The 7,830-nt window shown below is 67.5% G+C and carries 7 protein-coding genes; 5 read left to right on the plus strand and 2 right to left on the minus strand.

Annotated features, from left to right (window positions below; all coding sequences use genetic code 11):
* The 4 genes from Y705_RS19555 to holA form a co-directional block, all read left to right on the plus strand.
* Nucleotides 1–453, plus strand: a 453-nt coding sequence (locus Y705_RS19555) for a DegV family protein (protein WP_155850057.1), incomplete at its 5' end; no start/stop codon positions are given.
* Nucleotides 454–642: 189 nt separating this feature from the next.
* Complete coding sequence (locus Y705_RS19560; protein WP_049822681.1) at nt 643–1,401, plus strand: ComEA family DNA-binding protein; 759 nt, start codon at nt 643–645, stop codon at nt 1,399–1,401.
* A gap of 212 nt (nt 1,402–1,613) precedes the next feature.
* Nucleotides 1,614–4,094 (plus strand): ComEC/Rec2 family competence protein, encoded by a 2,481-nt coding sequence (locus tag Y705_RS19565; RefSeq protein WP_216698789.1) that lies wholly within the window; start codon nt 1,614–1,616, stop codon nt 4,092–4,094.
* A gap of 70 nt (nt 4,095–4,164) precedes the next feature.
* Entirely contained in the window at nt 4,165–5,175 is a 1,011-nt protein-coding gene (holA, locus tag Y705_RS0112050; RefSeq protein ID WP_026533038.1) for a DNA polymerase III subunit delta, read from the plus strand.
* Nucleotides 5,176–5,306: 131 nt separating this feature from the next.
* Here holA and rpsT read toward each other — a convergent pair whose 3' ends face one another.
* Nucleotides 5,307–5,567 carry a 30S ribosomal protein S20 gene (gene rpsT, locus Y705_RS0112055; RefSeq protein ID WP_026533039.1) on the minus strand — a complete coding sequence of 87 codons (261 nt, stop codon included), beginning with the start codon at nt 5,565–5,567 and terminating at the stop codon, nt 5,307–5,309.
* A 219-nt stretch (nt 5,568–5,786) separates the two neighbouring features.
* Nucleotides 5,787–6,245: a type II toxin-antitoxin system PemK/MazF family toxin gene (locus Y705_RS0112060; RefSeq protein ID WP_026533040.1), complete on the minus strand. Its 459-nt coding sequence runs from the start codon at nt 6,243–6,245 to the stop codon at nt 5,787–5,789.
* A 149-nt stretch (nt 6,246–6,394) separates the two neighbouring features.
* On the opposite strand from Y705_RS0112060, the gene lepA reads away from it, so the two are divergent.
* Nucleotides 6,395–7,830: translation elongation factor 4 (gene lepA, locus Y705_RS0112065; RefSeq protein WP_173401084.1), on the plus strand; the 1,436-nt coding region annotated here is incomplete at its 3' end.

The raw sequence follows: 7,830 nt of genomic DNA on the forward strand, positions 1-7,830 counted from the left end.
GCGGGCCTCGGCCTCGAGCGCAGCGCGGCGGCCGCCGCCATGGCCTCTCGGGGGTCGGCCCTCTACGTCTACGTGCCGAACCTGGCCCAGCTGCGCCGCGGTGGCCGGATCAGTGCCGCGGCGGGATGGCTCGGTTCGGTCCTGTCCGTCAAGGTCCTGCTCAAGGTCCAGGAGGGGCGCCTGGTGCCGTTCGAGAAAGTCCGGACCGCGAGACGCGCCCTCGAACGCGTCGAGGAGCTGGTCCGCGCGGACCTCGCGACCCGGAATCCGGCGGTTGAACTGACCGTCCACCACTACGGGAACGAGGACCAGGCCGCAGGTGTCGCCGAGCGTCTCGGAGCCACGGCACCGGAGGCACGGATCTCCCTGGCACCCTGTCCCTCAGTGCTCGCAGCCCATGTCGGCCTCGGAGTTGTCGCCGTGGCGATCAGCGGAAGGGCGGCCGCCGGGTAGGTCCGACCGGGTATGTCCGAACAGGGAGGGGGATGTCCACATACCCTCGGTTGCACGAACCACCGCCAAGTGTCCTGCCTACCGTGGAACATGCCAAGACACCGGTGGCCTACCGCAGACCCTCGCGGGCCCGTCCAACAGATTCCCGACGATCGGTCCGGGGTCCTCGAGGGTTCTCCGGACTCGGACGTGCCGTCGGGACAGGGCCCGGGCCGACGGCGCTGGGCAGCGACCAGGGCCGCTGCCCTGGTCTTCCTGGGCGTTGCACTGACAGTCGGCGCCGCCCTGTTCATCGTGCGCAGCAGCGAGCCGTCGTCGGCCGCCACCTCGGTCGAGCTCGGCCAGGATTCCGCGGTCGACGCGGAGGCCCCCCGTTCTGCCGGCCCCGGCACGGCCGGAATCGACCAGGGCAGCGGGCAGGAAAAGGGAGGTTCTCCGGCGGGACTCCCGCAGGCGGCGCCGGAGGGCATACCGTCGGCTACCGGCACAGAAACGCTCTATGTGCATGTGACCGGAGCCGTCGTGCAGCCCGGCGTCGTCGAAGTGTTCCCCGGTTCGAGGATCTTCACTGTGCTCGAGAAGGCAGGAGGCGCACTGGGCGAGGCCGACCTTGCCGGGGTCAACCTCGCCGCTGTGGCGCAGGACGGCGCGCAACTTCATGTCCCCGTTCTGGGTGAGCCTCCGCGGCCCGCCGGGCCACCGGTAGAACCGGGTCATCCGGCGCCTGCCGGCGCGGTGGAGGGACAGCAGGCGCCGGTCATCGATCTCAACACCGCTACGCTCGCCGAGCTCGACAGCCTGCCCCGCGTGGGGCCCGTCCTCGCCCAACGGATCCTGGAGTGGCGCACCCTGAACGGCAGGTTCGCCCAGCCCGGTGACCTGGACGCCGTGCCCGGCATCGGGCCGGCCCTGCTCGAGGCGATCCTGCCTCTTGTCACCGCAACATGACCCCGGCCGGGGCAGAAGCAAGCGCTGCCCGGCGGCGGCACTTCCGGGACGCCGGTCTCCGCCCCGAACCGGTAGCGCCTTCGGAAAGCACGCCGGATGCGGGGGATTCACCGACGCCGTCGGCCAAACTACGGTCCGGCAGGTGGTCCGGCGCGCCCGGTAGGACGCGGCGGTCCGCACCGCGCGTGTCGCGGGGCGAAGCGCGCCGCACCGTGACCGGGATCCATGCGGCCCTGAACGCGTGGGGGCCTGCCGGCGTGCGGGCTCCAGGGCGGGCCGTACGGCTGGAACCCGCAGCTCCACTCGACCTCCGGCTCGGGATGCCGGCACTCGCAACGTGGGCCACAGCAGCGGTATCGACGAGACTCGAACCCGGCATGGCCCTGATCGCCGGACTGCTCCTCGCGGGTATCGCACTGGTCCTCGCCTGCGCCCACCCGCTGCTCGGCGACGCCCGGGCAACCAGCAACCGGCGGGTCCACCGAATCCTGGTGCCGGTCCTCAGGGCGTCGGTGGTACCCGCCGCGGCCGCGTGCCTCATCTGCCTGGCGACCGCCGGCAGCCTGGTGCGCTTCACCGCGGGACCGGTAGCTGAAGCAGCCGCGCAGGGTGACAGCCTGGCAGCGATCCTGAACATTGACGGAGACCCCGCAACTATTGCGCCGGACAGGTTCAGCGGCCGGGACCGCGTGATGATCGAAGCCACAGTGACGGGCGGTCGCTATCGGGGCGAACCTTTCATCTCAAGCGCGCCCGTGACCGTCCTTGCGGGCGAGGAATGGCTCGACATCACCCCCGGGGACACCGTGCGGGTCCTGGGAACGCTTGCCCCACCCCTCGGGCCGGGCAAGCAGGTGGCCCTGTTCATCCCCACCACCGGGCCTCACATCACACCGGCACGGGGGTGGCAGGCCTACACTGCGGACCTGCGACACCGGTTCACCGATGCTGCGATGGCACGCGGCGCGAATGACGGCGGCCTCCTGCCGGGAATGGCGATCGGCGACCGCTCGGGTCTTGACGGAGCCCTTGCCGAGGCGATGAAGACTACCGGCCTGACCCATTTGACGGCAGTCAGCGGAGCCAACTGTTCCTACGTGCTGGCGTTCGCCTTCCTGGGAGCACGATGTCTCCGGCTGCCGCGGTTCTGGGCCGCTGGAGCGGCGCTCGCAGCGCTGGTGTGTTTCGTCCTCCTGGTCCGCCCTGAACCAAGCGTGCTCCGCGCGGCTGTCATGGGGTCGATCGGCGTACTTGCCGTCCTGACGGGGCGTGGACGCCTCTCGCTGTCGCTGCTATTCCTCTCCATCATCGCCCTGCTCACCGCGGATCCGTGGCTCCATTCGTCCTACGCATTCATTCTGTCGGTGTGCGCCACGGGTGGCCTGGTGGTGGCCGGTCCTTACCTGGCCGCACGGCTCGGTAGCATCATGCCCTCCTTCGCGGCACAGCTGCTTGCCGTGCCGATCACGGCACAGCTCTTCTGCACACCCGTGCTGGTGATGCTGCAACCATTCCTGCCGCTCTACTCGGTGCCGGCAAATGTCGCCGCGGCTCCGCTGGTGCCGTTCATCACCATTGCCGGGATGCTGGCGATCGGAGCCCTGGCCCTCTTCCCACCAGCGGTGGTCCCTTTCCTTGTGTCCGGCCAGGTCGGTACGTCCTGGGTGGCAACCGTCGCCCGAACCCTCGAGAATGCCCCCTTCGCCTCGGTGCCCTGGCTGGGCGGACCGGTAGGTGCAGCGTTGACCGGCGGTCTCTGCCTCGCCGTCGTCCTCGGTTTCGTCTTCGCACCGGCACTCGACCGCGCCGGGGGGAGGGTGCTGCACTCCATCCGGCCGCCTCCCTGGCTGGTGCTGGTCGGTGCCGGCTGCGGAATCGGCCTCCTGATCGTGGTGCTCCTGCCGCTTGACGACGAGCAGGGGGCGGAGACCTGGGTGCTGGCCGCATGCGACGTAGGACAGGGTGATTCATTCGTCCTGCGGACAGGGACGGGACGCGCGGTGGTGATCGACGCAGGCCCGGACCCCGCGTCGGTCGATCGTTGCCTGTCCGACCTCTCCATCGACGTCGTGGAGGTGCTGGTCCTGACCCACCTCCACCTCGACCATTACGGGGGGATCGCGGGCGTCGCCGACGGCCGCAGGCTCGAGACAATCCTCTATTCCTCAGCGGAACCCGACTTGCCGCGCGACGTGGCGGATGCAGCCAGGGAGGCCGGAACTGAACCCGTCCGGATCGGCACCGGGCATTCCTTCCGCGCCGGTGGGGCGGAATTCGCCGTCCTTTGGCCGCAACCGGGGGCGCCGCCGAGGGAGGAGAACGATTCAAGCGCTGTGGTTCACGCCGAGGTAGGCACAGCAGGGCGTGAGCTCAGCATCCTTTTCACCGGCGACATCGAGGAGGCTGCTGCGGCGCGGATGCTCACCGCGAATCCCCGACTCGCCCAGCAGGGCATCGACGTCCTGAAAGTGGCCCACCATGGGGCGCGTAATGGAGGTTCCGCCATCATCGAGTCGCTCCGGCCGAAAGTAGCACTGATCTCCGTCGGGAAAGGCAACGACTACGGCCACCCCCATCCCGCGATCGTCGCTTCCCTGGACGCGGAGGGCACCGTCACCGCACGGACGGACCTGCTCGGCTCGTTCACCCTGACGCTGAATGGCTCCGCCGTCGATATCCGTAGGTCGCAGTAACCTCACTTGGCTGAAGATCCACCACATGGCACAGTGAAGTGTCGCATCAACCAGCCGGAATGAAGGACACGTGGCCACCAAGGGGAACACCAACCGCAACACGGCGAACAATGCACCGGCATCCTGGCGGGACGTCCAGCCGGCACCGGTTGTCCTGCTCATCGGACCGGAGGATTACCTTGCAGCGAAGGCCTCCGAATCGATCCGGCACCAGGTGCGCCGCGCCCAGCCTTCGGCGGAACTGGTGGTCCTCGATGCCGCCACTTACGAGCCGGGAAGCCTGACCAACCACGCCAGCCCATCCCTCTTCGGCGACTGGAAGATCATCCAAGCCGGGGGGCTTGCCCAGATGAACGACAGCTTCCTCGAGGAGGCAATGGCGTATCTCCGGGACCCTGCACCGGACGTGGTGCTGGTGATGCGGCACAGCGGGGGGAACAGGGGCAAGAAGCTCCTCGATGCGCTGCGGGCCGGGGACACGGTGGTGGTGGATTGCCATCCGCTCAAGAAGGACTCGGAAAAGATCGACTTCGTGACCGCCGAGTTCAGGCTGGCGCACCGCAGAATCGACGGCGACGCCGTACGGGCACTGGTTGCCGCCGTCGGAGCCCAGCTGGCAGAACTCGCCGCAGCATGCCAGCAGCTGATTTCTGACTCGGTAGGCGACGTCACCGCCGAAACAGTCGAGAAATACCATGGCGGGCGGGTCGAGGCCACCGGGTTCAAGGTTGCCGATGCGGCGCTCGCAGGTCGGACGGCCCAGGCGTTGTCCATGCTCCGGCACGCGCTGGCGACCGGCGCCGATCCGGTGCCGCTCGTCGCGGCACTTGCCATGAAGGTGAGGGCAGTGGCGAGGGTGCACGGGGCGCGAGGTTCCTCGGCGCAGCTTGCCCGCGAACTTGGGATGGCCCCCTGGCAGGTCGACCAGGCGCGTCGCGAAGCACAGCGATTCTCCTCCTCGTCCCTGGCACGGTGCATCCAGGTCCTCGCCGAGGCTGACGCACAGGTCAAGGGAGGCTCCCGTGATCCCGTCTATGCCGTGGAGCGGGCGGTGACGGTCATCGCCGTCGGCGAGGGATAGCCTCGCGCAGTTCGGGGGTTGAACGTCCGGCCGGTTAAACGACTGTGGCCGGCTGGTTGAACCTCCGGCCGGTTAAACGACTGTGGCCGGCCCAGGGGGCCGGCCACGCAAAACAGAAAGCGGGAAGTCGCCTAGAGGGCGTTGACCCTCTTGGAGATCGCCGACTTGCGGTTAGCTGCGTTGTTCTTGTGAAGAACACCCTTGCTGACTGCCTTGTCCAGCTTGCGGCCGGCGTTCTGCAGGGCTGCGGTTGCAGCATCCTTGTCCGACGAATCGACAGCAGTGGTTACTGCCCGGATTGCGGTCTTGAGCTCGGACTTGACCGAGTTGTTGCGCTGCCTCGCCTTTTCGTTGGTGAGGATGCGCTTTTTCTGGGACTTGATATTTGCCACGTATGAGAACTTTCTTTGTATTGCGGACTGGTCGTGAGGGTATTTCGGCCAACCATCGACTGAGCGGCGTGGGGATACCGTGGCGATTGGTCCAAAGTGCCCGTCGACCTGCTCGGACACACAGCTATACAGCTTAGCAGAATTCAGGCCGGCCTGCGGCAAGCCATAGCGCGCCGGGCCGGTGACCGTCCAGCGCACCGCGGGGACAGCGCGCCGAGGTCACTCGGGCATGGCCCGCAGTGCCGCCGCCACCCGGTCGAACCGGGCCCGCGGAAGCAGCGCACCGATCCGCCGCACACCTGCCGGATCGATGAGAATGATGCGGTCGAGCTTCACCTCGCTGGGACGCCCCTGCGGATCCCACGGACCAGCGCCGATATCGAGATAGCGGTCATCGGAGGTTGAGGCGTTGTTGCGGTCGCGCGTCGTCAGCATCAGGCCGAGCAGGCGCGGGCCATTCCGGCCGATGAGGAGGACCGGACGGTCCTTGCCCTGGGAGGCGTCCTCCTCATAGGGGACCCAGGTCCAGACGATCTCCCCCGGATCGGGTTTACCGTCGAGGCTCGGCGAATACGAGATGCGGGGAATCGGCGTTTTCCGGGAACCCGGCACCGTGCGCCGGAGCAGCTTTCCAGCGGAGGCCACCAGACGGAACAGGGTGCGGGCGTCAAGGCGCATGGCCCCACGGTACGCGCCCCCCACCCATGGGCGGGGGGCGCCCCGGGTTCAACCGGTATTCACCGTCCATGGGACACTGGTAAGCGAGCAGCCAGGGAATGCTGTTATCGTCCTGGTGCCCATCCGTCCCGTAGTAGTGAGGAACCCACGTGTCACCCATGGCCCGCACCGCACCGGTGCCAGCCTCCACTGATCCGGCGATCATCAGGAACTTCTGCATCATCGCCCATATCGATCATGGAAAGTCGACCCTCGCGGACCGGATGCTCCAGCTGACCGGTGCAGTGGAGCAGCGCGACATGAAGGCCCAGTACCTGGACCGGATGGACATCGAACGTGAGCGCGGCATCACCATCAAGTCGCAGGCCGTCCGCCTCCCCTGGGAGGTCGACGGTACTGCCTACGCCCTGAACATGATCGATACGCCCGGGCACGTCGACTTCACCTATGAGGTTTCGCGGTCGCTTGCCGCCTGCGAAGGCGCAATCCTCCTGGTGGACGCAGCGCAGGGCATCGAAGCCCAGACACTCGCGAACCTGTACCTCGCGATGGAGAACAACCTCACGATCATTCCTGTCCTCAACAAGATCGATCTGCCCGCCGCGCAGCCGGAGAAGTACGCGGCCGAACTGGCGAGCCTCATCGGCGGTGAGCCCGAGGACGTGATGATGGTCTCCGGCAAGACCGGCGTCGGCGTCGAGGCCCTGATGGACAAGATCGTGCGTGACCTGCCGGCCCCGACCGGTGACCCCAATGCTCCTGCACGCGCCATGATCTTCGACTCCGTGTATGACACCTACCGCGGCGTGGTCACCTATGTCCGGGTGGTGGACGGCAAATTGAGCCCGCGGGAGCGGATCCAGATGATGTCCACGCGGGCGAGCCACGAACTGCTCGAGATCGGCGTCAGTTCGCCCGAGCCCAAACCGTCGAAGGGCCTGGGCGTAGGGGAGGTCGGCTACCTTATCACGGGTGTGAAGGACGTGCGCCAGTCGAAGGTCGGCGATACCGTCACGAACCTCGCCAAGCCCGCCGCCCAGTCGCTGGGCGGTTACCAGGACCCCAAACCCATGGTGTTCTCCGGGCTGTACCCACTGGACGGCACCGACTACCCGGTGCTCCGCGACGCGCTGGCCAAGTTCACCCTGAACGACGCCGCCCTTCTGTACGAGCCGGAGACCTCCGCGGCCCTCGGGTTCGGCTTCCGCGTCGGGTTCCTCGGGCTGCTGCACCTGGAGATCACGCGTGAGCGACTCGAGCGTGAGTACAACCTCGACCTGATCTCAACCGCCCCGAACGTCGAATACGAGGTCACGCTCGAGGACAAGAGCGTCCTGAAGGTGACCAACCCCAGCGAGTATCCCACCGGCAAGATCGCCGAGGTCCGCGAGCCGATGGTGTCAGCGACGATCCTTGCGCCTTCGGAGTTCGTGGGGGCCATCATGGAGCTCTGCCAGCAGCGGCGCGGCGTCCTGGGCGGCATGGACTACCTGTCCGAGGATCGGGTCGAGATCCGGTATCGGCTACCGCTGGCGGAGATCGTATTCGACTTCTTCGACCTGCTGAAGTCGAAGACCCGCGGCTA

This window comes from Arthrobacter sp. H41, from assembly GCF_000520535.1.
Classification (GTDB): domain Bacteria; phylum Actinomycetota; class Actinomycetes; order Actinomycetales; family Micrococcaceae; genus Arthrobacter_D.

Coding starts and splice junctions, on each gene's coding strand:
- Y705_RS0112060 (WP_026533040.1), bottom strand. CDS start 6,245: ATGCGCCTTGACGCCCGCACCCTGTTCCGTCTGGTGGCCTCCGCTGGA.